This window comes from Pseudomonas sp. NPDC008258, from assembly GCF_042956345.1.
In the GTDB taxonomy this organism is placed as follows: domain Bacteria; phylum Pseudomonadota; class Gammaproteobacteria; order Pseudomonadales; family Pseudomonadaceae; genus Aquipseudomonas.
In genome coordinates this window covers 1-21,089 of the sequence record NZ_JBIBGE010000026.1, presented here as the reverse complement: position 1 = coordinate 21,089, position 21,089 = coordinate 1, and the positions used below count along the sequence as shown (strand labels likewise).

The following is a 21,089-nucleotide window of genomic DNA, read 5'->3' as shown; positions in this document are numbered from 1 at the left end:
GACACAGGGTGTAGGCCAGCGTGCGCGTTTTTGGTGCGCCCTGGCGAAACCCCGGCAGGCGACCTGCCGGGAGTCCTTGTGTACCAATAGTGTGCCCGACAAGGAAGCTTGTCCATGTGGTCGAACGACTCGGTTTTCAGATTACCCGCGAGAAACGCTGGCGGTTGTGCATGGCCAGGTAGGCGTCGAACACCATGCACACCGAGCGCGCCAGCAGGCGGCCGGCCGGCAGGATGCGGATGCCCTTGTCGTCCAGGCTGATCAGGCCGTCGCGCTGCAAGGTCAGCAGCTCCGGCCAGAGGTCGTTGAAGTAACCGCGAAAATCGAGGGTGAAGGCCTGTTCGATCGGCTCGAAGTCCAGCTCGAAATGGCAGATCAGCTGCTGGATCACGGCCCGGCGGATGCGGTCGTCATGGTTGCACAGCAGGCCGCGTTGGGTGGCCAGCTGGGCATTGGACAGGCTGTCCTGATAGGTGTTGAGGTCGCTGCTGTTCTGGCAGTACAGGTCGCCGATCTGGCTGATGGCCGACACGCCCAGGCCAATCAGGTCACAGTGGCCGTGGGTGGTGTAGCCCTGGAAGTTACGCTGCAGGGTACCTTCTTCCTGGGCGATGGCCAGTTCGTCGTCGGGCAGGGCAAAGTGGTCCATGCCGATGTAGCGATAGCCGGCGGCGGTCAGCTGGTCGATGGTGGCGTGCAGCATCTCCAGCTTGGCAGCCGCGCTGGGCAGGTCGTTGCTGTCGATGCGCCGCTGCGGCATGAAGCGGTCGGGCAGGTGGGCGTAGTTGAACACCGACAGGCGGTCGGGCTGCAGGCGGATCACCTCTTCGACGGTGCGGGCAAAGCCTTCCGGGGTTTGCTTGGGCAGGCCGTAGATCAGGTCGAGGTTGACCGAGCGGAACTGCAACGTGCGTGCAGCTTCGATCAGGGTGCGGGTCTGCTCCAGGCTTTGCAGGCGGTTGACTGCACGCTGCACGGCCGGGTCGAGGTCCTGCACGCCCAGGCTGACGCGGTTGAAGCCCAGCTCGCGCAGCAGCCCCATGGTCGACCAGTCGGCCTCGCGCGGGTCGATCTCGATGCCATAGTCGCCGGAATCGTCGTCCAGCAGGTGGAAGTGCTGGCGCAGGGTGGCCATCAGCTGGCGCAGTTCCACATGGCTGAGGAAGGTTGGCGTGCCACCGCCAAAATGCAGCTGCTCGACACGCTGTTTAGGGCCCAGGTGGCAGGCGATCAGCTGGATTTCCTGCTCCAGGCGCTGCAAGTAGGGCGCCGCACGGGCGCGGTCCTTGGTGATGACCTTGTTGCAGGCGCAGTAATAGCAGATGTTGGCGCAGAACGGCACGTGCACGTACAGCGACAGCGGGCGCACGGCCCGGCGGCTCTCGCGCAGGGCGTGGAGCAGGTCGAACGAGCCTACCTGGCTGTGCAGTTGCACCGCGGTCGGGTAGGAGGTGTAGCGTGGGCCGGCGAGATCGTAGCGGCGGATCAGGTCGGCATCCCAACGTAGGTCGGCGAGCATGTGGGCGGTCCCCGGAAAGAGCAGCAGTGCACCGGAGTCTATGGCTGTCTGTAGGAATCTGTTTTGATTTGCATCAAGGGCACTGGGGGCTGCTTTGCAGCCCTTCGCGGGCTCGCCCGCTCCCACAGGGGGGGCGCAATCCTGTGGGAGCGGGCGAGCCCGCGAAGGGCCGCAAAGCGGCCCCAATCAATGCCCCATCAGCCAATGCTGGTGCGGCCCAGGCATGGTCCAGATACCAAACAGCATCACCAGCACCCCGCCAGCCACCCGCACACTGCGCCGCCTCAACACGGCATTCACCCGCTCCGCCGCCAACCCGGTGGCCAGCAGCACCGGCCAGGTCCCTAGCCCGAACGCCAGCATCAACGCCGCGCTGTGCCCGGCGTTGCCCTGGCTGGCCGCCCACAGCAGGGTGCTGTACACCAGCCCGCACGGCAGCCACCCCCACAGCGCCCCCAGCAGCAACGCCCGAGGCAGGCTGGACACCGGCAGCAAGCGCGAGGCCACCGGCTGGATGTGCCGCCACAGCCCACGCCCCAGGGCTTCGATGCGGGTCAGCCCGCTCCACCAGCCGGCCAGGTACAGGCCCATGGCGATCAACAACAGCGCCGCCACCACCCTCAGCCCCATGGCGGCCGGGCTGCTGGCCACGGCCCAGCCGGCCAGGCCCAGCAACAGGCCGGCGCAGGCATAGCTGAGGATGCGCCCGAGGTTGTAAGCCAGCAGCAGGCGCAGGCGCTTGCCGCGTTGTTCGGGGGGGATGGCCAGGGTCAGCGCGCCCATCAGGCCGCCGCACATGCCCAGGCAGTGGCCGCCGCCAAGCAGGCCAAGTACCAGTGCCGAGCCAATCAGGGGAAGCAGGTCAGGCACGGGGCGGTGGTTCCTTGTCGGCGTCGGCCGGGGTTTCGTCAGGCTTCACCGCCGCCTGGTGGCGTGGGTCCTGGTCGTCGAACAGGATGCTGTGGGCGGGCCCTTCCAGATCGTCGTACTGACCACTGTCCACCGCCCAGAAGAAGATGTACACGGCCACACCGACCAGCAGCAGGGCTGCGGGGATCATGACATAGAGTGCGGGCATGGCGACTTCCTCCCGGAAAGGGATGCTTCGGTTTTCGGCAGGGCCGATGCCGGGGGCATGCGGGTCAGGCGCAGGGCGTTGAGCACCACGATCAGCGAGCTGACCGACATGCCGATGGCTGCCCACACCGGGGTGATCCAGCCGAGCGCGGCAAATGGCAACATCAGGCCATTATACAGGGACGCCCACAGCAGGTTCTCGAGGATGTTGCGGCGGGTGCGGCCGGCCAGGTCGAAGGCCTGCACCAGCGCCTGCAAACGGTTGGACAGCAGCACGGCGTCGGCGCTGGTCTTGGCAAGGTCGGTGGCGCTGCCCATGGCGATGCTGATGTCGGCGGCGGCCAGTACCGGTACGTCGTTGACCCCGTCACCCAGCATCAGCACCTTGCGCCCGGCTGCCTGCAAGGCTTTTAGCCGGTCCAGCTTGTCGTCCGGGCGCAGGCCGCCAATGGCCTGGTCGATACCCAGTTGCGCGGCCACTTCGGCGACCATCGGCGAGCTGTCGCCCGACAGCAGCAGGGTGCGCCAGCCACGGGCCTTGCAGGCGGCGAGCAGGGCCGGGGCGTCGTCACGCAGGCGGTCGTCCAGGCCAAACCAGGCCAGCGGCCCCTGGCGGTCGCCCAGCAGCAGCCACTGGCCGCGTGGTTCCGGCACGCCGGGGATTTCTGCGCCGCTCAGGGCGCAGACGAAGGTAGCCTGGCCGATGCGCAGGCGTTGACCGCCCACCAGCCCTTCCAGGCCCAGCCCAGGCACGGTCTGCACATCGTCCGCTGGCGTGGCGGTGCGGCCAAAGGCGCGGGCGATAGGGTGTTCGGAGCGGTTTTCCAGGGCAGCGGCCAAGGCCAGGCAGCGGTCGGCAGGCAGGCTGCCGAGCGGGCGGATGCTGCGCAACGTCAGGCGGCCTTCGGTGAGGGTGCCGGTCTTGTCGAAAATGACGGTGTCGATCTGGTTCAGGCCTTCCAGCACATGGCCTCGGGTTATCAGCAGGCCCAGCTTGTGCAGGGTGCCGGTAGCGGCTGTAAGCGCCGTTGGCGTGGCCAGCGACAGCGCACAGGGGCAGGTGGCTACCAGCATCGCCAGCACGATCCAGAATGCCCGCGCAGGGTCCAGGTACCACCACCACAGGCCGATGGCCGCGGCAGCCAGCAACGAGAACAGCAGGAACCACTGCGAGGCCCGGTCGGCGATTTCGGCCAGGCGCGGCTTTTCGGTCTGGGCGCGCTCCAGCAGGCGGACGATGGCCGAAAGGCGCGAATCGTGGCCCAGCGCTTCGACTTCCACGTTCAGCGTGCTTTCGACGTTCAGCGTGCCGCCGGTGACCCGCTCACCCACCCGGCGCGGTTGTGGCAGGTACTCGCCGGTCAGCAGCGACTCGTCCACGCTGGAGCGGCCTTCGACAATGCGCCCGTCTGCGGGGATCACGGCGCCCGGCAGCACTTGCACCGTGTCGCCGCATTGCAGTTCGCTGAGCAGGATGCGTTCGCTGCGGCCGATGGTATCCAGGCGCAGGCATGAGGCTGGCAGCAGGTTGACCAGCTGCGCAGTGGCCGCAGCCGTGCGTTCGCGGGCGCGGCGCTCCAGGTAGCGGCCAGTGAGCAGGAACAGGGCGAACATGCCCACCGTGTCGAAATACAGCTCGCCGCTACCGGTGATGGCGGTCCAGATGCCGGCACCGAAGGCCAGGGCGATGGCCAGTGACACTGAAACGTCCATGGTCAGGTGGCGGGTACGCAGGTCGCGTGCAGCGCCTTTGAAGAACGGCGCGCAGCTGTAGAACACAATCGGGATGGTGAGGAACAGCGCCACCCAGCGCAGGATGGTGTGCAGCTCGGGTGACAGGTCGATGTTGAATTCCGGCCAGGTAGCCATGGTCGCCATCATCGCCTGGAACCAAAGCAGCCCGGCCACGCCCAGGCGGCGCAGGGCACTGCGGTTCTCCTGGGCCAACTGCTCGGCGGCCTTGTCGGGCTGGTAGGGGTGGGCGGCGTAGCCGATCTGGCGCAGTTCGGCGAGCAGGCGCGAGAGCGGCAGTTGCTTGTCGTCCCAGCTCAGCAGCAGGCGGTGGTTGGACAGGTTCAGGCGCGCTTCGGCAACGCTGGGCAGGTTACGCAGGTGTTTCTCGATCAGCCAGCCGCAGGCGGCGCAGCTGATGCCCTCGACCAACAGGGTGGTTTCGGCCAATTCGCCCTGGTGGCGGACGAAGGTTTGCTGCACATCGCTGCGGTCGTACAGGGCCAGCTCGTCTTGCAGCTGTCTGGGCAGGGCTTCAGGGTTGGCGCTGGTGTCGCTGCGGTGCTGGTAGTAGTGCTCCAGGCCACCGGCGACGATCGACTCGGCCACCGCCTGGCAGCCAGGGCAGCAGAACTGCCGGGGCTGGCCGAGGACCACGGCGGTGAAGCGGCTGCCGGCGGGGACGGGCAGGGCGCAGTGGTAGCAGGGGGTGGGTTGGGTCATAAGCGACAGCTCAGGCAGATATGGAACCCTGTGGGAGCGGGCATGCCCGCGAAAGCATCAGGCCTGAAAACACCTTCGCCTGAGTTATCGCATTCGCGGGCATGCCCGCTCCCACAGGGATTTGCGGTATTGCTACTGTTGGTGCTCGGCGCCCTGGAGGGCTTCGTCACCCAGCTGCAAGGTCACGCCATGCTCCACTTTTTCCTCTTCGAACAAGCGCCACACCTGGCCACCCTCGCTACCCAGCAATTCGACGAAGCGCCGGCCGTCAACCTTGTCTTCCAGTTGCCCCACGTAGCGCCCCGATTCGATCCGGCTCAGCAGCACCTTGCGGTCCTTGTCCGGCTGGGTAGGCGAAATCAGGTTCAGCTCCAGGTTTTGCGGGCCACTGCTGCCGCTCAGGCGCAAGTCCACTTCGCCGGTCAGCTCGTCCAGGTGCACGCTGGCCTTCAGGCCCAGTTGCTGGGCCAGCAGTTCGCGGTCCAGCGAGCGGTTGATACCTTTGCCTGCCTCGTAGTAGTTGTCGTTCACCAGGTTGTCCGGGTTGTTCACGGCAATGCTGACCATGGTCAGGCTGAGGCACACCGAGGTGGTGAGGATGCCGATGATGATCCAGGGCCAGAGGTGCTTGTACCAGGGGCTGGCGGCGGTGGCAGGCATTGTGCGTTATCTCTCTTAGCGGATCTGTGGGCCAATGAAGCGGCTCTTGGCTTCAACCTGGGCGTCGCTGTCATCGGCGCTCTTGAGGATGAAGGTGACTTCGTTGGTGGTCGAGGGCAATTTCTCGGGCGCGACCGACAACTGCACCGGCAGGCTGACGATATCACCGGCAGCCACGCGGATCTCGCGCTGGCCTTCAAGCTTGAGGTCCGGCAAGCCGGCGGCGTCCAGCACGTAGACGTGGTCGCGCTGGTCCTTGTTCATTACCTTCAGGCTGTACACGTTCTCGATCCGGCCCTGGGCGTTCTCGCGGTACAGCACCCGGTCCTTGCTGACGTCGAAGCCGACCAGCGAACGGGTGGCGAAGGCGGTGGCCAGGCCGATGATCATCACCAGCAGCACCACGGCGTAGCCGATCAGGCGCGGGCGCAGCATGTGGGTTTTCTGCCCGGACAGGTTGTGCTCGGTGGTGTAGCTAATCAGCCCTTTGGGGTAGTTCATCTTGTCCATGATGTTGTCGCAGGCGTCGATGCACGCGGCGCAGCCGATGCACTCGATCTGCAGCCCGTCACGGATGTCGATGCCGGTGGGGCAGACTTGCACGCACAGGGTGCAGTCGATGCAGTCACCCAGGCCTTGGGCCTTGTAGTCGGCATCTTTTTTACGTGGCCCGCGGGTTTCGCCACGGCGCGGGTCGTAGGACACGATCAGCGTGTCCTTGTCGAACATCACGCTCTGGAAGCGTGCGTAAGGGCACATGTACACGCACACCTGTTCGCGCAGCCAGCCGGCGTTGCCGTAGGTGGCAAGGGTGAAGAAGCCGACCCAGAAGTAGGCCCAGCCATCGGCCTGGCCTGTGAAGAACTCGATGACCAGTTCACGGATGGGCGAGAAATACCCGACAAAGGTCATGCCGGTGACAAAGCCGATCAGCAGCCACAGGCTGTGCTTGGCGAACTTGCGCAGGAACTTGTTGCCGCTCATGGGGGCTTTGTCGAGCTTGATGCGCTGGTTGCGGTCGCCTTCGGTGACCTTTTCGCACCACATGAAAATCCACGTCCACACGCTTTGCGGGCAGGTGTAGCCACACCACACCCGGCCGGCGAACACGGTGATGAAGAACAGGCCGAAGGCGGCGACGATCAGGATGCCCGAGAGCAGGATGAAGTCCTGCGGCCAGATGGTGGCGCCGAAGATGTAGAACTTGCGTTCGGGCAGGTTCCACCACACAGCCTGGTGGCCACCCCAGTTCAGCCACACGGTGCCGAAGTACAGCAGGAACAGCACTGCGCCGCCCACCATGCGCAGGCGGCGGAACAGGCCGGTGAAGGCGCGGGTGTAGATCTTCTCGCGGGAGGCGTAGAGGTCGACGGAATCCTTCCCTTTGCTGGCAGGCGGGGTGACGTCATGTACCGGAATTTGCTTGCTCATCATCAAGTCCCACGGCAGTGGAGAAACGCCGCGGCCAGTGCGTGCCGGCCGCAGTCTCGCGCAATCTGCTAGCGCTCTACGGTCCATGATACGCCGCTGATGGCGGTATGGGATCGCGATGCGACCTTTTGTCGCGTTGGGTTCGTGGTGTGAATCGTGTTATGGCGGGTGTCAATTGATCCAGGTCATCAGCCTGCAAGAAATGCAGGGCTGTACTGGCCTCATCGCCGGCAAGCCAGCTCCCACAGGTCCGATATCAAGTTCGGAACTTGTGGAGTACCTGTGGGAGCTGGCTTGCCGGCGATAGGGCCAGGCCTGCCTTACTCAGCCTTGGCCTGTTCCTGGTCCTTGTGCGACAGGCTGTAAACATAAGCCGCCAGCAAGTGCACCTTGTCATTACCCTGCAACTGTTCCTGAGCCGGCATTTGGCCCTGGCGACCATAACGGATGGTTTGCTGCAGCTGGGCAAAGCTCGAACCGTAGATGAAAGCCTGCGGGTGGGTCAGGTTAGGCGCGCCCATGGCCGGCGTGCCTTTGCCTTCCGGTCCGTGGCAGGCCACGCAGTTGGCGGCGAAGATCTTCTGCCCGTTCTCGGCATCGGCCTTGGCGCCCTCGGGCAGCGTGCGGCCATCCAGCTTGCTGACCACGAATGCAGCCACGTCAGCCACGCCCTGGTCACCGATCACTTCGGCCCAGGCCGGCATCACCCCGTGACGGCCGCCCATGATGGTGGTCTTGATGGTGTCCGGCTCGCCGCCCCAGCGCCAGTCGTTGTCGGTGAGGTTAGGGAAGCCGAAGGCACCCTTGGCGTCCGAACCGTGGCACACCGAGCAGTTGGAGGCGAACAGCCGAGCACCCATTTTCAGCGCCTGCGGGTCCTTGGCCACGTCCTCGATGGGCATGGCGGCGAACTTGGCAAAGATCGGCCCGAAGCGAGCGTCGGCCTTGGCCATTTCCTTTTCCCATTCGTGCACGCCGGTCCAGCCTGGCTGGCCATTGGAAAACTCGGTCTGTTTGTCGCTGTCCAGGTACGAGTAGCCCGGCAGGATGCCTTTCCAGTTACCCAGCCCCGGGTACAGCACCAGGTAGCCGAGGGCGAAGATGATGGTGCCGACGAACAGCCAGAACCACCATTTCGGCAGTGGGTTGTCGTATTCCTCGATGCCATCGAAGGCATGCCCGACGGTTTCGTCGGTAACCTCTTCGCGCTGGCCCTTGCGGGTAGACAGCAGCAGCCAGGTCAACGAGAAAATGGTGCCCAGGGTCAGGACGGTAACGTACAGACTCCAGAAGGTTGTCATTGTTGTTTGCTCCCAGAAGCTTTTGCTTGCTCGACGTGCTGGCAGGCGGAGGGGTCATCCGCGAAGGGCAGTTGGGTCGCTTCGTCGAAGTCCTTTTTACGCCGTGGGTTGAACACCCACAGCGCCAGGCCCACGAAGGCCACCATCACCACGACGGTGCCCAGGCCGCGAATCATCCCGATATCCATCAGCGTCACCGTTTGCTTTTGATGATGGTGCCAAGACCCTGCAGGTACGCGACGATGGCGTCCATTTCGGTCTTGCCCTTGACCGCGTCACGTGCGCCGGCAATGTCGGCGTCGGTGTACGGGGTACCGAGTGTGCGCAGCACTTCCAGCTTCTTGGCGGTGTCCTTGCCGTCGAGCTTGTTCTCGACCAGCCACGGGTAGGACGGCATCTTCGATTCCGGCACCACGTTGCGCGGGTTGTACAGGTGCGCACGGTGCCAGTCATCGGAGTAGCGGCCGCCGACGCGGGCCAGGTCTGGCCCGGTACGTTTGGAGCCCCACAGGAACGGGTGGTCCCACACGCTTTCGCCAGCTACCGAATAGTGGCCGTAGCGCTCGGTTTCGGCGCGGAACGGGCGGATCATTTGCGAGTGGCAGCCTACGCAGCCTTCGCGGATGTAGATATCGCGGCCTTCCACTTCCAGCGCGGTGCGCGGCTTCATGCCTTCGACCGGTTTGTTGGTGACGTCCTGGAAAAACAGCGGGACGATCTGGGTCAGGCCACCGACGCTCACGGCGATGACCATGAAGAAGGCCAGCAGGCCTATGTTCTTCTCGACGGCTTCATGCTTCATCAGTGCGCTCCCACAACGACGATCTTGGCGGCTTCCTCAGCCTGTGCCGGGTTGGCGGCACGTACGGTACGGAACACGTTGTAGGCCATCAGCAACATGCCGCTGGCGAAGAACGCACCGCCCAGGGCGCGGACGATATAGCCAGGGTGGCTGGCCTGCAGGGCTTCGACGAAGGAGTAGGTGAGGGTGCCGTCATCGTTGATGGCGCGCCACATCAGGCCTTGGGTAATGCCGTTGACCCACATCGAGGCGATGTACAGCACGGTACCGATGGTGGCCAGCCAGAAGTGCGCGTTGATCAGGCCAACGCTGTGCATCTGCTCGCGGCCATAGAGTTTCGGGATCATGTGGTACACGGCGCCGATCGAGATCATCGCCACCCAGCCGAGGGCGCCGGCGTGCACGTGGCCGATGGTCCAGTCGGTGTAGTGCGACAGCGAGTTCACGGTCTTGATGGCCATCATCGGGCCTTCGAAGGTGGACATGCCATAGAACGCCAGGGAAACGACCAGGAAGCGCAGGATCGGGTCGGTGCGCAGTTTGTGCCAGGCGCCCGACAGGGTCATCATGCCGTTGATCATGCCGCCCCAGCTCGGTGCCAGCAGGATGATCGACATCACCATGCCCAGCGATTGCGCCCAGTCGGGCAGGGCGGTGTAGTGCAGGTGGTGCGGGCCAGCCCAGATGTACAGGGTGATCAGCGCCCAGAAGTGCACGATCGACAGGCGATACGAGTAGATCGGCCGCTCGGCCTGCTTGGGCACGAAGTAGTACATCATCCCCAGGAAGCCGGTGGTGAGGAAGAAGCCCACGGCGTTGTGGCCGTACCACCACTGGATCATCGCGTCGGTGGCACCGGCGTAGGCCGAGTACGACTTGAACAGGCTTACCGGCAGCGAGATGTGGTTGACGATGTGCAGCATCGCGGTAACCACGATGAACGCGCCGTAGAACCAGTTGCCCACATAGATGTGCTTGGTCTTGCGCTTGACGATGGTGCCGAAGAACACCAGCCCGTAGGTAACCCAGACGATGGCCAGCAGGATCGCCAGCGGCCATTCGAGCTCGGCATACTCCTTGGTGGTGGTGTAGCCCATAGGCAGGGTGATCAGCGCCCCGACGATCACTGCCTGCCAACCCCAGAAGGTGAAGGCGGCCATGCTGTCGGAGATCAGCCGGGTCTGGCAGGTGCGCTGCACCACGTAGTAGCTGGTGCCGAACAGCGCACAGCCCCCGAAGGCGAAGATCACCAGGTTGGTGTGCAGCGGGCGCAGGCGGCCGAAGCTGGTCCAGGGCAGGTCCAGGTTCAGTTGCGGCCATACCAGCTGCGAGGCGATGAAGACGCCGAGGCCCATGCCAAGGATCCCCCAGACCACCGTCATGATGGCGAACTGGCGGACGACCTTATAGTTATAAGCAGTCGGACTGATTGCTGTGCTCATGCTAAGGTTCCACGGTTTTGATGTTCTTGTTGGTCGAAAAATCGGCGCCAGTATTGATAACCACCTGGGTTACCGCAACGCAACTTTGGTACGCCGACCCGTGTCCGGGCCCGTTCACTGATGTCCCGCAGTGATCGGGTCTGGACGATTGTACACAAATAAATATTTGTAATGTGTACCGTTTTTCACCTTTTTCTGATCGATCGGTCAAGCTTTTTATCGGGACGGCGACAGGCCATGCGCCGCGTCTGCTTCGGTCCTTTCGGAGCGAAGCCCACTGTGGCAACAAGCTTAGTTCTGTTCGAAGGGGGTGCAAGGGAGGGGGATGTGGCGGGGAGGAGCGGGGGCCGCTTTGCGGCCCATCGCCGGCAAGCCAGCTCCCACAGGTACAGTGCAAGGCTTCAGCGCTGTGCAATACCTGTGGGAGCTGGCTTGCCGGCGATGGGCTGCAAAGCAGCCCTGGGGCGTTACTGGGCGGTGAGGTGTTCAGGCTCCTGCGACAGGCTGTAGACATACGCTGCCAGCAGGTGAACCTTGTCGTTGCCCTGGATTTCGGCCTGCGCCGGCATTTGCCCCTGGCGACCATAGCGAATGGTCTGCTGCAACTGGGCAAAGCTGGAGCCATAGATGAACGCCTGCGGGTGGGTCAGGTCGGGTGCGCCCATGGCCGGGGTGCCTTTACCTTCCGGCCCGTGGCAGGCCACGCAGTTGGCAGCGAAGATTTCCTTGCCCTTGACCACATCGGCCTTGGCGCCTTCCGGCAGGGTGCGGCCGTCCATGCTGGTCAGCACGAATGCGGCCACATCGGCCACGCCCTGATCACCGATCACCTCCGCCCAGGCCGGCATCACGCCGTGGCGCCCGTTCATGATCGAAGCCTTGATGGTTTCCGCTTCACCCCCCCAGCGCCAGTCCTTGTCGGTGAGGTTGGGGAAGCCGAAGGCGCCCTTGGCGTCCGAGCCGTGGCACACCGAGCAGTTGGAGGCAAACAGGCGGCCGCCCATCTTCAGCGCTTGCGGGTCCTTGGCCACTTCTTCCACGGGCATGGCCGCGTACTTGGCGAAGATCGGGCCGAACCTGGCGTCGGCCTTGTCCATTTCCTTTTGCCATTCATTGGCGCCGGTCCAGCCATTTTCATAGCCCGGCAGAATGCCTTTCCAGTTGCCCAGGCCCGGGTAGAGGATCAGGTAGCCGACCGAGAACACCAGCGTGCCGACGAACAACCAGAACCACCACTTGGGCAGTGGGTTGTCGTACTCCTCGATGCCGTCGAAGCTGTGGCCCATGGTTTGATCGGTGGTGTTCTTGCTCTCGCCCTTGCGGGTGGCGAGCAATAGCCACGTCAGGCCAATCAGGCTACCGATGGTCAGTACGCTGATGTACGTACTCCAGAAGGTGGTCATTGCCCGTTACTCCTTTTTGCAGCAGGTTCCTGCCCGGCAGGGGGCAGGCGGTCGTCGACGAAGGGCAGCAGGCGCGCTTCGGCGAAATCACGGTCGCGGCGGCGGTTGAACACCCACAGCGAGAGGCCGATGAAGGCGATCATCACCACCAGGGTGCCCAGGCCGCGGATCATGCCGATGTCCAGTTCCATCGCACTCACCTCTTGTTCTTGATCGCGGTGCCAAGCACCTGCAGGTAGGCGACCAGCGCGTCCATTTCGGTGTTGCCCTTGACCGCGTCGCGGGCGCCGGCAATGTCGGCGTCGGTGTACGGCACGCCCAGGGTGCGCAAGGTGCGCATCTTGGTGTCGGTGTGGCTGTTGTCGACCTGCTGGGCGACCAGCCACGGGTACGACGGCATCTTCGACTCCGGTACCACGTTGCGCGGGTTGTACAGGTGCGCGCGGTGCCAGTCGTCCGAGTAGCGCCCACCGACGCGGGCCAGGTCTGGCCCGGTGCGTTTGGAACCCCACAGGAACGGGTGGTCCCATACGCTTTCACCGGCCACCGAGTAGTGGCCGTAGCGCTCGGTTTCGGCGCGGAACGGGCGGATCATCTGCGAGTGGCAGCCCACGCAGCCTTCGCGGATGTAGATGTCGCGGCCTTCCAGTTGCAGCGCGGTATAGGGCTTCATGCCTTCCACCGGCTTGTTGGTCACGTCCTGGAAGAACAGCGGGACGATCTGGGTGAGGCCGCCGATACTGACGGCAAACACCATCAGCAGGGCCATCAGGCCGACGTTTTTCTCGATGACTTCATGTTTCATCAGGCATTACTCCTCAAGCCAGCTGGGCGTTCGCAGGGGCGACATCGAGCGCCGGGGAACGCACGGTGCGCCAGGTGTTCCAGGCCATCAGGAACATGCCGCTGAGGAAGATCGCGCCGCCAACGAAGCGCACGACAAAGCCTGGGTGGCTGGCCACCAGGGTTTCCACGAACGAGTAGGTGAGCGTGCCGTCGCTGTTCACGGCGCGCCACATCAGGCCCTGGGCGATGCCGTTGACCCACATCGAGGCGATGTACAAAACGGTGCCGATGGCGGCCAGCCAGAAGTGCGCGTTGATCAGGCCGAGGCTGTACATGCGCTCTTTGCCGAACACTTTCGGGATGGTGTGGTACAGCGCGCCAATCGAGATCATCGCCACCCAGCCGAGGGCGCCGGCGTGCACGTGGCCGATGGTCCAGTCGGTGTAGTGGGACAGGGCGTTGACCGTCTTGATGGCCATCATCGGGCCTTCGAAGGTGGACATGCCGTAGAACGCCAGCGACACCACCAGGAAGCGCAGGATCGGGTCGCTGCGCAGTTTGTGCCAGGCCCCCGACAGGGTCATCATGCCGTTGATCATGCCGCCCCAGCTCGGTGCCAGCAGGATCAGCGACATCACCATGCCCAGCGATTGCGCCCAGTCGGGCAGGGCGGTGTAGTGCAGGTGGTGCGGGCCGGCCCAGATGTACAGGGTGATCAGCGCCCAGAAGTGCACGATCGACAGGCGATAGGAATACACCGGGCGTTCGGCTTGCTTGGGCACGTAGTAGTACATCATCCCCAAGAAGCCCGCAGTCAGGAAGAAGCCCACCGCGTTGTGGCCGTACCACCACTGCACCATGGCATCGGTGGCGCCGGCGTAGACCGAGTATGACTTGGTCAGGCTGACCGGCAGTTCCAGGTTGTTGACGATGTGCAGCAGCGCCACGGTGAGGATGAAGGCGCCGAAGAACCAGTTACCCACGTAGATATGCTTGGTGTTGCGCTTCATCAGCGTGCCGAAGAACACAATGGCGTAGCCCACCCAGACGATGGTGATCAGGATGTCGATCGGCCATTCCAGTTCGGCGTATTCCTTGGAGCTGGTGTAGCCCAGCGGCAGGCTGATGGCCGCCAGCAGGATCACCAGTTGCCAGCCCCAGAAGGTGAACGCGGCCAGGCGCGGTGCGAACAGGGTGGTCTGGCAGGTGCGTTGCACCGAATAATAGGAGGTGGCGAACAGCGCGCAGCCGCCGAAGGCAAAGATCACCGCATTGGTATGCAGGGGTCGCAGGCGGCCGAAGCTGGTCCAGGGGAGGTCGAAGTTGAGGGAAGGCCAGGCAAGCTGGGCGGCGATGAAGACGCCGAGCCCCATCCCGACGATTCCCCACACCACCGTCATGATGGCGAATTGGCGGACCACCTTGTAGTTATAGGCGGTACTGCTGGTTGTGTTCATGTATGGGTTCCCATCCACGGTTATTTGGCAGGCTTTACAGCGAGGCAAGCATGATTAATGGGCAAAGTGCCGGTATTGACGGGGATCAATGGGCGAAGGTCGGAAATGTCCCAGGCTTGCGCTGCGATCTTGCGCAGGTTGAAGGTAAAAGCGGCTACAAGGGCTGCCTGATCCTGGCCCATGGCGCAGGTGCGCCGATGGACAGCGGGTTCATGGACGAAATGGCGCAAAGGCTTGCGGCACTTGGGGTAGCGGTAGTGCGCTTCGAGTTCCCGTACATGGCCGAGCGCAGGGTCAACGGCGGCAAGCGGCCGCCTAACCCGCAGAAGGTGTTGCTGGAATGCTGGCGCGAGGTGTACCGGCAGGTGCGACCTTTGGTCGCGGGAAAGCTGGCCGTGGGCGGTAAGTCCATGGGCGGGCGCATGGCCAGCCTGTTGGCCGACGAATTGGGTGCGGATGCGCTGGTGTGCCTGGGTTATCCGTTCTACGCAGTGGGCAAGCCGGAAAAGCCGCGGGTGGAACACCTGGCCGGGTTGCAGACGCCGACCTTGATCGTGCAGGGCGAGCGGGATGCGCTGGGCAACCGCGAAGCGGTGGTAGGGTATGCATTGTCGCCGGCGATCGAGGTGAGCTGGCTAGTGGCAGGGGACCATGACCTGAAGCCGTTGAAGGCCTCAGGGTTCAGCCACGAGCAGCATTTGCAGGCAGCGGCGCAGAGAGTGGCTGACTTCCTGAAGGGCTAGTACAGGAGTGCTGGCGGGCGAAGCCCGTGCCACCCAGTGCGCCGCCTGCCTCGCGGGCCAGTCGCGTTAGCGGTTGAAGCGCTCCACCAGCGAATACTGGCTGCCCGCCGTGCTGGTCAATTCCTCGCTGAGCAGTGCCGAATGCTGGGCCTGTTCGGCGGTCTGGTCGGCCAGTTCGGCGATGGTGCTGATGTTGCGGCTGATTTCGTCGGCCACTGCTGTCTGTTCTTCGGTGGCTGCAGCAATCTGGGTGGCCATGTCGGTAATGTTGGCCACCGCTTCACTGATGCCTACCAGCGCCTCGTCGGCTTGCATCACCCGGTCGACGCCTTCCTGCGCCTGGCGGTGGCCTGTTTCCATGGTCAGCACGGCGTTGCTGGCTGTTTGTTGCAGCTTGGCGATCAGGCCGTGGATTTGCCCGGTGGACTCGGCAGTGCGCTGGGCCAGCTGGCGTACTTCATCGGCCACCACGGCAAAGCCACGGCCCATTTCCCCGGCACGCGCTGCTTCGATGGCTGCGTTCAGTGCCAGCAGGTTGGTCTGGTCGGCGATGCCTTTGATCACATCGACCACGCCACCAATCTCGTCGCTGTCCTTGGCCAGCTGGGTGACCGTCTGGCCGGTTTCGCCCACCGCGGTCGACAGGCGCTCGATGGCCTCGCGGGTTTCCCCGGCAATCTGCCGGCCCTGGCTGGTCAGGCGGTTGGCTTCCTGGGTGGCGTCGGCGGTGCGTTGTACGTGGTTGGCCACTTCCTGGGTGGTGGCGGCCATCTGGTTGACGGCGGCGGCGACTTGTTCGGTTTCCACCCGCTGACGTTCCAGCCCCGAGGAGCTCTTGTGCGCCAATGCGTCCGACTGGCGCGCCTGTTCGCTGAGGTGTTCGGCACTGTCCTGCAGGCGGGTCAGGCAGGTTTTCAGGCGGGCGTCCTGGCTGAGCATGGCCATTTCCAGGCGCGCCTGCACACCACGGCTGTCGGTGAACATTTGTGCGATCAGCGGGTCGGAGGTGGTCTGTTCGGCCAGGCGCAGCAGGCGCTTGAGGCCGCGTTGCTGCCAGCTCAGGCCCAGCAGGCCCAACGGAATGGACAGCCCGGCGGCCAGGGCAAAGCCCCAGGAGTGGCCAAGCCAGTTGCCGATCAGGAACCCTGCCTGGCTGATCAGGATGAACGGCAGCCAGTCCTGCAGCACCGGCAACCACTTGTCGCGGCGCGGTACCGGCGGTTTGCCCTGGTAGATGCGCTGGTACAGCGCCTCGGCACGACGGATCTGCTCGGCGGTGGGCTTGACCCGCACCGACTCGAAGCCAACGACCTGGTTGTTGTCGTAGATCGGCGTGACGTAAGCGTTGACCCAATAGTGGTCGCCAGACTTGCAGCGGTTCTTGACGATGCCCATCCACGGCTGGCCCTGCTTGAGGGTTTGCCACATATGGGCAAACACGGCAGGCGGAACGTCAGGGTGACGCACCAGGTTGTGCGGCGCACCCGTCAGCTCTTCGCGGGTGAAACCACTGATCTCGATGAAGGCATCGTTGCAGTAGGTGATCACACCCTTGGCGTTGGTGGTGGAGATCAACCGCTGCTGGGCAGGGAAAGTCCGTTCTCTCTGGGTAATCGGCTGGTTGTTACGCATGGGTGGATAGTCCGCAAGGCTTTCGAGAGGTATCGGCAAGGGACTGGTTTTATTGAATGATTATTTAACGTGATGGATTTCAGGCATGGCATAGCCTGCCTGGGCCACAGCGCGGTGGCCCAGGCTTTCGGGGCTCAGCTTGCAATCAACTGGCGCAACACATAATGCAGAATCCCGCCTGCCTTGAAGTACTCCACCTCATTCAACGTGTCGATCCGGCACAGCACCTCGATCTGCTCCAGTCGCCCATCCTCGTGGGTGATGCGTAACGGCAGGCTCATGCCCGGGCGGATCTGTGCACCGTCCAGGCCCAGCACATCGATCCGCTCCTTGCCGGTCAGCCCCAGTTGCTTGCGGTCGTTGCCTGCCTTGAACTGCAGTGGCAGCACACCCATGCCCACCAGGTTGGAGCGGTGAATGCGCTCGAAGCTCTCTGCCAGCACCGCCTTGATACCCAGCAGGTTGGTGCCTTTGGCCGCCCAGTCGCGGCTTGAGCCGGTGCCGTATTCCTGGCCGGCGATGACCACCAGCGGTGTGCCTTCCTGCTGGTAGCGCATGGCCGCGTCGTAGATCGACAGCTTCTCGCCGCTGGGCACGTGCATGGTGTTGCCGCCTTCTTCACCGGCCAGCATTTCGTTGCGGATACGGATGTTGGCGAAGGTGCCGCGCATCATTACTTCATGGTTGCCGCGCCGCGAGCCGTAGGAGTTGAAATCACGTGGCTCTACACCTTGCTCACGCAGGTAGCGCCCGGCCGGGCTGTCGGCCTTGATGTTGCCGGCCGGCGAGATATGGTCGGTGGTGACCGAGTCACCCAGCAGCGCCAGCACCCGCGCACCCTGTATGTCGGCGATCCGTGGTGGTGGCCCGCCGATGCCGTCGAAGAATGGCGGGTGCTGGATGTAGGTAGAGTCGGCCTGCCACACGTATGTGGCAGCCTGTGGCACCTCGATGGCTTGCCATTGCGCATCGCCAGCGAACACTTCGGCATATTCCTTGTGGAACATCGCCGTGTCGACCTTGGCCACCGCTGCGGCAATTTCCTGCTGGCTGGGCCAGATGTCGCGCAGGTACACCGGCTGGCCATCCTTGCCGGTGCCCAGCGGGTCGCACGTCAGGTCCACGCGTACGCTGCCGGCCAGGGCGTAAGCCACCACCAGTGGTGGCGAGGCCAGCCAGTTGGTCTTGACCAGTGGGTGCACGCGGCCTTCGAAGTTGCGGTTGCCCGACAGCACCGAGGCCACGGTGAGGTCGGCGCTGCCGATGGCTTTTTCGATTGCCTCATCCAGCGGGCCGGAGTTGCCGATGCAGGTGGTGCAGCCATAGCCGACCAGGTCGAAACCCAACTGGTCGAGGTAGGGGGTGAGCCCGGCTGCCTTGAAGTAGTCGGTAACCACTTTGGAACCTGGCGCCAGTGAGCTCTTGACCCAGGGTTTGCGCTGCAGGCCTTTTTCCAGCGCCTTTTTCGCCACCAGCCCGGCGGCCATCATCACACTGGGGTTGGAGGTGTTGGTGCATGAGGTGATCGCGGCGATTACAACGGCGCCATCGCGCAGGGTGTGGGTCTGGCCTGCATGGCTATAGTCGATCTCGCCAGCCTGGTCGGCGTTGCCCACCGCTACGCCGCCACCGCCCTCGCTTTCCAGCCGGCCGACTTCCTTGGCCAGTGGCTTGGGCTGCAGCTCGATGAAGTGGTCGAAAGCCTGGCTTACCTGGCCCAGCGCTACGCGGTCTTGCGGCCGTTTGGGCCCGGCCAGGCTGGCCTCGACCTCGTGCATGTCCAGCGCCAGGTTGTCGCTGAACAGCGGCTCATGGCCCGGCAGGCGCCACAGGCCCTGGGCCTTGCAGTACTGCTCGACCAGTTGCACGGCCGCTTCGGGGCGGCCAGACAGGCGCAGGTAGTCCAGGTTAACCTGGTCAACCGGGAAGAAGCCGCAGGTGGCGCCATATTCCGGGGCCATGTTGGCGATGGTCGCACGGTCAGCCAGGGGCAGCTCGGCCAGGCCGTCACCATGGAACTCGACGAATTTGCCGACCACTCCCTTTTTGCGCAGCATTTGCGTAACCGTCAGCACCAGGTCGGTGGCGGTGATGCCTTCGCGCAGCTTGCCGGTCAGTTTGAAACCGATCACTTCCGGGATCAGCATCGACACGGGTTGGCCGAGCATGGCCGCCTCTGCCTCGATGCCACCGACACCCCAGCCGAGCACGCCCAGGCCATTGATCATGGTGGTGTGCGAGTCGGTACCCACCAGGGTGTCGGGGAAGGCATAAGTGCGGCCATCCGCTTCACCGGTCCACACCGTGCGGCCCAGGTATTCCAGGTTGACCTGGTGGCAGATGCCGGTGCCCGGTGGTACCACGCGGAAGTTGTCGAAGGCGCTCTGGCCCCAGCGCAGGAAGGCATAGCGCTCGCCATTGCGCTGCATTTCGATATCAACATTCTCGCCGAAGGCCTGCGGCGTGCCGTAATGGTCGACCATCACCGAATGGTCGATCACCAGGTCCACCGGTGACAGCGGGTTGATACGTTGCGGGTCACCGCCGGCCTTGGCCATGGCCGCGCGCATGGCGGCCAGGTCGACCACGGCCGGCACGCCGGTAAAGTCCTGCATCAGCACCCGCGCCGGGCGGTACTGGATCTCGCGGTCGGAGCGCCGCTCGCCCAGCCACTGGGCAAGGGCGCGCAGGTCGTCGCCAGTGACGGTATGGCCGTCTTCCCAGCGCAGCAGGTTTTCCAGCAGCACCTTCAGCGACATGGGCAGGCGTTGCAGGTCGCCCAGCTGACGGGCGGCCTCGGTGAGGCTGAAGTAGTGATAGGTCTGGTCGCCGACCTGGAGGGACTTGAGGGTGTTCAGGCTATCGAGCGAGGGCATTGCCAACTCCTTCTGCGCCGGTGCCCGGCAATTACTCAAGGTCTGCCGGTGTCACCGCTCTGTATCGATCCGCACGGTACGGACCTGGCTGAGTGGTCAGGTTAGACCGCTTTGCGGCCCCTGACCCTTTTCTGGACCGGCGGGGCGTGTCGCTGGTTCCGATCTTCCTTTATCATCGCGGCCCTGCCGGCGCCTGTTGCGCGCCCGCCGTAGTGGAGTGAGAGATGAATACCCTGTTCATGCATTGCCGGCCCGGTTTCGAGGGCGAGGTGTGCGCCGAAATCAGCGAACATGCTGCCCGCCTGGGCATCGCCGGCTATGCCAAAGGCAAACCACAAAGTGCCAGCGCTGAATTTGTCAGTACCGAAGAGGGCGGTGCCGAGCGGTTGATGGGGGCGTTGCGCTTCAACGAGCTGATTTTCCCTCGGCAGTGGGCCCGTGGCGGTTATGTCGAGCTGCCGGAGACCGACCGCATCAGTGTGCTGTTGGCGCAACTGGCCGGGTTGCCGGTGTTCGGCAGCCTGTGGCTGGAAGTGCTGGACAGCAACGAAGGCAAGGAGCTGTCCACCTTCTGCCGCAAGTTCGAAGTGCCGTTGCGCAAGGCCCTGGAAAAAGCCGGCCGCCTGGTCGAAGACGCCAGCCGCCCGCGCCTGCTGCTCACTTTCATCAGCGGCCGACGGGTGTTTGTCGGCGTTGCCCCGGCCAACAACAGCGCGTTGTGGCCCATGGGCATTCCGCGGCTGAAGTTCCCGCGTGAGGCACCCAGCCGCTCGACCCTCAAGCTGGAAGAGGCCTGGCACCAGTTCATCCCGCGCGAGCAGTGGGAGCAGCGTTTGGGCGACGACATGACCGGTGTCGACCTGGGCGCCTCGCCGGGTGGCTGGACCTACCAGCTGGTGCGTCGCGGCATGCTGGTGACGGCCATCGACAATGGGCCGATGGCCGAAAGCCTGATGGACACCGGCCTTGTCCAGCATCTGATGGCCGATGGTTTCACCTGGCAGCCAAAGCAGCCGGTGGACTGGATGGTGTGCGACATTGTCGAGAAGCCGGCGCGTACCGCCTCGTTGATCGAAACCTGGCTGGGCGAGGGGTTGTGCCGCGAGGCGGTGGTCAACCTGAAGCTGCCGATGAAGCAGCGCTATGCCGAAGTACGCCGGTTGCTCGACCGCATGGAGGCGACCTTCAAGGCGCGCAAGATCAGGGTGTCGATTGCCTGCAAGCAGCTGTATCACGACCGCGAGGAAGTGACTTGCCACTTGCGCCGGCTCGATCTGAAACCGCGCTGAGCACAGCGCCATCGCTTTGCTCTTGCTCTTGCTCTTGCTCTTGCTCTTGCTCTTGCTCTTGCTCTTGCTCTTGCTCTTGCTTCGGCTTTTGCTTTTAAGCGCGCGGTAGTTCAGGCGCCGCAGATTGCGACTTCAGGAGGCCGAGCGGAGGGCTTGCGGAGGGAGGTGACGGGCATGGATGCCCGTCAAGCGCTGAGGCCCCATGGATGGGGCCTGC

The 21,089-nt window shown here is 64.0% G+C and carries 18 protein-coding genes; 2 read left to right on the top strand and 16 right to left on the bottom strand.

The genetic code is table 11. From position 1 onward, the window contains the following. Positions 1–136 precede the first annotated feature (136 nt). From hemN to ccoN (ACFY9W_RS20145), 14 genes are all read right to left on the bottom strand, one after another. Entirely contained in the window at positions 137–1,519 is a 1,383-nt protein-coding gene (hemN, locus tag ACFY9W_RS20210) for an oxygen-independent coproporphyrinogen III oxidase (protein ID WP_391133670.1), read from the bottom strand. A 186-nt stretch (positions 1,520–1,705) separates the two neighbouring features. Continuing rightward, positions 1,706–2,389: a sulfite exporter TauE/SafE family protein gene (locus ACFY9W_RS20205; protein WP_391133667.1), complete on the bottom strand. Its 684-nt coding sequence runs from the start codon at positions 2,387–2,389 to the stop codon at positions 1,706–1,708. Further along, complete coding sequence (gene ccoS / locus ACFY9W_RS20200) at positions 2,382–2,597, bottom strand: cbb3-type cytochrome oxidase assembly protein CcoS (protein WP_391133664.1); 216 nt, start codon at positions 2,595–2,597, stop codon at positions 2,382–2,384. Before ccoS ends, ACFY9W_RS20205 begins: the two co-directional genes overlap by 8 nt. Continuing rightward, entirely contained in the window at positions 2,576–5,050 is a 2,475-nt protein-coding gene (locus ACFY9W_RS20195; RefSeq protein ID WP_391133661.1) for a heavy metal translocating P-type ATPase metal-binding domain-containing protein, read from the bottom strand. Before ACFY9W_RS20195 ends, ccoS begins: the two co-directional genes overlap by 22 nt. A 132-nt stretch (positions 5,051–5,182) precedes the next feature. Next, positions 5,183–5,710, bottom strand: coding sequence for a FixH family protein (locus ACFY9W_RS20190; RefSeq protein ID WP_391133659.1), 528 nt, complete (start codon positions 5,708–5,710; stop codon positions 5,183–5,185). Positions 5,711–5,725: 15 nt separating this feature from the next. Then, positions 5,726–7,141, bottom strand: a complete 1,416-nt coding sequence (ccoG, locus tag ACFY9W_RS20185; RefSeq protein ID WP_391133656.1) for a cytochrome c oxidase accessory protein CcoG — start codon at positions 7,139–7,141, stop codon at positions 5,726–5,728. A gap of 320 nt (positions 7,142–7,461) precedes the next feature. Next, positions 7,462–8,442: a cytochrome-c oxidase, cbb3-type subunit III gene (gene ccoP, locus ACFY9W_RS20180; protein ID WP_391133653.1), complete on the bottom strand. Its 981-nt coding sequence runs from the start codon at positions 8,440–8,442 to the stop codon at positions 7,462–7,464. Further along, positions 8,439–8,630, bottom strand: coding sequence for a cbb3-type cytochrome c oxidase subunit 3 (locus tag ACFY9W_RS20175; RefSeq protein ID WP_313201875.1), 192 nt, complete (start codon positions 8,628–8,630; stop codon positions 8,439–8,441). The genes ccoP (ACFY9W_RS20180) and ACFY9W_RS20175 overlap by 4 nt, the downstream gene beginning before the upstream one ends. Positions 8,631–8,635: 5 nt before the next feature. Further along, a complete protein-coding gene (ccoO, locus tag ACFY9W_RS20170) occupies positions 8,636–9,244 on the bottom strand; it encodes a cytochrome-c oxidase, cbb3-type subunit II (protein WP_016488340.1) in 609 nt (202 codons plus the stop codon). Beyond that, positions 9,244–10,686 (bottom strand): cytochrome-c oxidase, cbb3-type subunit I, encoded by a 1,443-nt coding sequence (ccoN, locus tag ACFY9W_RS20165; protein WP_012273407.1) that lies wholly within the window; start codon positions 10,684–10,686, stop codon positions 9,244–9,246. Before ccoN (ACFY9W_RS20165) ends, ccoO (ACFY9W_RS20170) begins: the two co-directional genes overlap by 1 nt. A 467-nt stretch (positions 10,687–11,153) precedes the next feature. Continuing rightward, a complete protein-coding gene (ccoP, locus tag ACFY9W_RS20160; RefSeq protein ID WP_391133648.1) occupies positions 11,154–12,089 on the bottom strand; it encodes a cytochrome-c oxidase, cbb3-type subunit III in 936 nt (311 codons plus the stop codon). Next, positions 12,086–12,280 (bottom strand): cbb3-type cytochrome c oxidase subunit 3, encoded by a 195-nt coding sequence (locus ACFY9W_RS20155; protein ID WP_016711696.1) that lies wholly within the window; start codon positions 12,278–12,280, stop codon positions 12,086–12,088. Before ACFY9W_RS20155 ends, ccoP (ACFY9W_RS20160) begins: the two co-directional genes overlap by 4 nt. A gap of 5 nt (positions 12,281–12,285) precedes the next feature. Next, the gene (ccoO, locus tag ACFY9W_RS20150) at positions 12,286–12,894 is read right to left on the bottom strand and encodes a cytochrome-c oxidase, cbb3-type subunit II (protein WP_391133644.1); all 609 of its coding nucleotides are present in this window, start codon (positions 12,892–12,894) and stop codon (positions 12,286–12,288) included. A 13-nt stretch (positions 12,895–12,907) separates the two neighbouring features. Next, positions 12,908–14,332, bottom strand: a complete 1,425-nt coding sequence (gene ccoN, locus ACFY9W_RS20145) for a cytochrome-c oxidase, cbb3-type subunit I (RefSeq protein ID WP_391133641.1) — start codon at positions 14,330–14,332, stop codon at positions 12,908–12,910. A gap of 50 nt (positions 14,333–14,382) precedes the next feature. Between ccoN (ACFY9W_RS20145) and ACFY9W_RS20140 the strand changes: the two genes are divergently transcribed. Continuing rightward, complete coding sequence (locus ACFY9W_RS20140) at positions 14,383–15,075, top strand: alpha/beta family hydrolase (protein ID WP_391133638.1); 693 nt, start codon at positions 14,383–14,385, stop codon at positions 15,073–15,075. Between the two features lie 66 nt (positions 15,076–15,141). On the opposite strand, the gene ACFY9W_RS20135 is transcribed toward ACFY9W_RS20140, so the two are convergent. Next, positions 15,142–16,707 (bottom strand): methyl-accepting chemotaxis protein, encoded by a 1,566-nt coding sequence (locus tag ACFY9W_RS20135; RefSeq protein WP_391133635.1) that lies wholly within the window; start codon positions 16,705–16,707, stop codon positions 15,142–15,144. Between the two features lie 134 nt (positions 16,708–16,841). Next, the gene (gene acnA / locus ACFY9W_RS20130; RefSeq protein ID WP_391133632.1) at positions 16,842–19,583 is read right to left on the bottom strand and encodes an aconitate hydratase AcnA; all 2,742 of its coding nucleotides are present in this window, start codon (positions 19,581–19,583) and stop codon (positions 16,842–16,844) included. Positions 19,584–19,807: 224 nt separating this feature from the next. Between acnA and rlmM the strand changes: the two genes are divergently transcribed. Then, the gene (gene rlmM / locus ACFY9W_RS20125) at positions 19,808–20,872 is read left to right on the top strand and encodes a 23S rRNA (cytidine(2498)-2'-O)-methyltransferase RlmM (RefSeq protein WP_391133629.1); all 1,065 of its coding nucleotides are present in this window, start codon (positions 19,808–19,810) and stop codon (positions 20,870–20,872) included. Positions 20,873–21,089: the final 217 nt, after the last annotated feature.

What these genes read in the sequence shown, in the direction of transcription:
- hemN (WP_391133670.1), bottom strand. Translation starts at nt 1,519, where the DNA reads ATGCTCGCCGACCTACGTTGGGATGCCGACCTGATCCGCCGCTACGAT.
- ccoS (WP_391133664.1), bottom strand. Translation starts at nt 2,597, where the DNA reads ATGCCCGCACTCTATGTCATGATCCCCGCAGCCCTGCTGCTGGTCGGT.
- ACFY9W_RS20195 (WP_391133661.1), bottom strand. Translation starts at nt 5,050, where the DNA reads ATGACCCAACCCACCCCCTGCTACCACTGCGCCCTGCCCGTCCCCGCC.
- ACFY9W_RS20190 (WP_391133659.1), bottom strand. Translation starts at nt 5,710, where the DNA reads ATGCCTGCCACCGCCGCCAGCCCCTGGTACAAGCACCTCTGGCCCTGG.
- ccoG (WP_391133656.1), bottom strand. Translation starts at nt 7,141, where the DNA reads ATGAGCAAGCAAATTCCGGTACATGACGTCACCCCGCCTGCCAGCAAA.
- ccoP (WP_391133653.1), bottom strand. Translation starts at nt 8,442, where the DNA reads ATGACAACCTTCTGGAGTCTGTACGTTACCGTCCTGACCCTGGGCACC.
- ACFY9W_RS20175 (WP_313201875.1), bottom strand. Translation starts at nt 8,630, where the DNA reads ATGGATATCGGGATGATTCGCGGCCTGGGCACCGTCGTGGTGATGGTG.
- ccoO (WP_016488340.1), bottom strand. Translation starts at nt 9,244, where the DNA reads ATGAAGCATGAAGCCGTCGAGAAGAACATAGGCCTGCTGGCCTTCTTC.
- ccoN (WP_012273407.1), bottom strand. Translation starts at nt 10,686, where the DNA reads ATGAGCACAGCAATCAGTCCGACTGCTTATAACTATAAGGTCGTCCGC.
- ccoP (WP_391133648.1), bottom strand. Translation starts at nt 12,089, where the DNA reads ATGACCACCTTCTGGAGTACGTACATCAGCGTACTGACCATCGGTAGC.
- ACFY9W_RS20155 (WP_016711696.1), bottom strand. Translation starts at nt 12,280, where the DNA reads ATGGAACTGGACATCGGCATGATCCGCGGCCTGGGCACCCTGGTGGTG.
- ccoO (WP_391133644.1), bottom strand. Translation starts at nt 12,894, where the DNA reads ATGAAACATGAAGTCATCGAGAAAAACGTCGGCCTGATGGCCCTGCTG.
- ccoN (WP_391133641.1), bottom strand. Translation starts at nt 14,332, where the DNA reads ATGAACACAACCAGCAGTACCGCCTATAACTACAAGGTGGTCCGCCAA.
- ACFY9W_RS20140 (WP_391133638.1), top strand. Translation starts at nt 14,383, where the DNA reads ATGATTAATGGGCAAAGTGCCGGTATTGACGGGGATCAATGGGCGAAG.
- ACFY9W_RS20135 (WP_391133635.1), bottom strand. Translation starts at nt 16,707, where the DNA reads ATGCGTAACAACCAGCCGATTACCCAGAGAGAACGGACTTTCCCTGCC.
- acnA (WP_391133632.1), bottom strand. Translation starts at nt 19,583, where the DNA reads ATGCCCTCGCTCGATAGCCTGAACACCCTCAAGTCCCTCCAGGTCGGC.
- rlmM (WP_391133629.1), top strand. Translation starts at nt 19,808, where the DNA reads ATGAATACCCTGTTCATGCATTGCCGGCCCGGTTTCGAGGGCGAGGTG.